The sequence below is a fragment of the Polaromonas sp. P3_C2 genome, assembly GCF_056402675.1.
The window spans coordinates 1-1724 of sequence record NZ_JBFUGX010000786.1 but is presented as its reverse complement, the minus strand read 5'-3'; the positions used below and the strand labels follow the sequence as shown (position 1 = coordinate 1724).

Sequence of the window (1724 nt, the reverse complement as noted above, 5' to 3'; positions counted from 1 at the left end):
GCCTTCAGGGCGCCCAGGCCGGCACTGACGGCGGTACGAACGTTTTTGGCACTGGCATCCCCGACGCCCGCCAGTACGACCCGCCTGGCAGTGATGCCGGGAGCGCGGTACGTGCTCAGGAGCTTGCCCGGCTTGGCYTCAAAGTCCCCCGACTTGATCGCCAGCGATGCGAGCACCGAAAGGGGGTCATTGCCGGAGCCCGGATCCTGGGGTACGAGAACCAGCAGCGCATCGGTTTTTTCGCTGCAAATACGGGTGGGTGTCAGTGTTTTGAGTTCAAAGTCCATAATTCAGGGTCTGGTAAATAAACCAAAGTAAAACAAAAATAAAACGAAGCCAAGGCAGATATTCAGTCAATGTTATTCCAATCCACGATTCGCAAAGAGCTGGCACGCAGTTTTGGGGCCACGCTGGTGGTCCTGGTCACCATCGTGATGACCATTGTTCTGATCCGCACCCTGGGCCAGGCATCGCGCGGTTTCATCAATCCGCAGGACGTCATGCTGTTCATGGCCTACTCGGCCCTGGGACGCCTGCCGACCATCCTCACGCTGTCGCTGTTTATTGCGATGGTCAGTACCTTGTCGCGCATGTACCGCGACAGCGAAATGGTGGTGTGGTTCACCAGTGGTCAGGGCCTGGCGGGTTTTCTGCGGCCGCTTTTCCGTTTTGCATGGCCTGTGCTGCTGGTCATCACGCTGATGGCCCTTTTTGTCTGGCCCTGGACCAACCAGCAAACCAAAGACATGCAAAGCCGGTATGAGCAGCGCGGCGACATCGACCGCATTGCCCCTGGCCAGTTCCAGGAGTCCTCCAGCGGCAACCGGGTTTTCTTCATCGACCGCGACCTGGCGGGCGAGCGCTCCAGTAACAACGTCTTTATCGCTGCGACCGAAAAAGGCAAGAGTTCCATCACCACGGCCCGCTCGGGCCGCATCGAGACCAAAGGTGACGCCCAGTTCCTCATGCTCGAAAACGGCCAGCGCCTGGAAAACGTGATCGGGCAATCGGCGCTCAAAATCAGCGACTTCGAAGAGTACGGCACCAAAACTGGCGATAACAATCCGCTGACCGAAAACGCACCGGAAGCCAAACTGCTTTCCACCCGCTCCCTGATCAAGACGCCGACCCGCGGCAACCTCAGCGAACTGGCGTGGCGGCTGGGGCTGGCGCTGGCATCCATCAACTTTGTCGTACTGGCGGTGGCCCTGGCCAGCGTGAACCCGCGCGGTGGCCGCAGCGGCAACATGATCTTTGTGTTGCTGACCTTTGTGGTCTACAACAACCTGGTCAACCTCGGGCAAAGCTGGATTTTTGTGGGCCTCATCAGTTTCAGCAACTTCCTGCTGGCGCTGCATGGTGGTGTCCTGCTGCTGGCCCTGGCCTGGCTGTCCAAGCGACAGTTCAACTGGACGCTGCGGCCCGCCCGGCGCATCAACCGTACACCGCTGGCTGTACGCGACAGCGAAAGCCACGCATGAAAACCATACGCCGCCTGATCTACGGTGAAGTGCTGGCAGCCATCGCCCTGGTGGCGCTGGGCTTCCTGGCCCTGTTCTTCTTTTTTGACCTGGTCGATGAACTGCAATACCTCGGCAAGAGCAGCGGCATCAACGCCGCCGATGTCTACCAGATCAGGCATGCACTGCTGTACGTAGGCCTGCTGATTCCCAATCATTTGTACGAGCTGCTGCCGATCTCCGTACTGATCGGCACCATCTTTG

Annotated in this window: 3 protein-coding genes; 2 read left to right on the top strand and 1 reads right to left on the bottom strand. The window is 58.9% G+C overall.

Translation table 11 applies throughout. The annotated features are described in order from the left end of the window. Positions 1–287 (bottom strand): M17 family peptidase N-terminal domain-containing protein (locus tag AC1DWI_RS21940; RefSeq protein WP_477725763.1); only part of this gene is annotated, 287 nt, incomplete at its 3' end. Between the two features lie 69 nt (positions 288–356). Here AC1DWI_RS21940 and lptF point away from each other — a divergent pair. Continuing rightward, on the top strand, positions 357–1481 hold the full coding sequence (gene lptF, locus AC1DWI_RS21935; RefSeq protein ID WP_477671667.1) for an LPS export ABC transporter permease LptF: 1125 nt from the start codon (positions 357–359) through the stop codon (positions 1479–1481). Then, positions 1478–1724 (top strand): LptF/LptG family permease (locus AC1DWI_RS21930; protein ID WP_477725762.1); only part of this gene is annotated, 247 nt, incomplete at its 3' end. The genes lptF and AC1DWI_RS21930, both read left to right, overlap by 4 nt.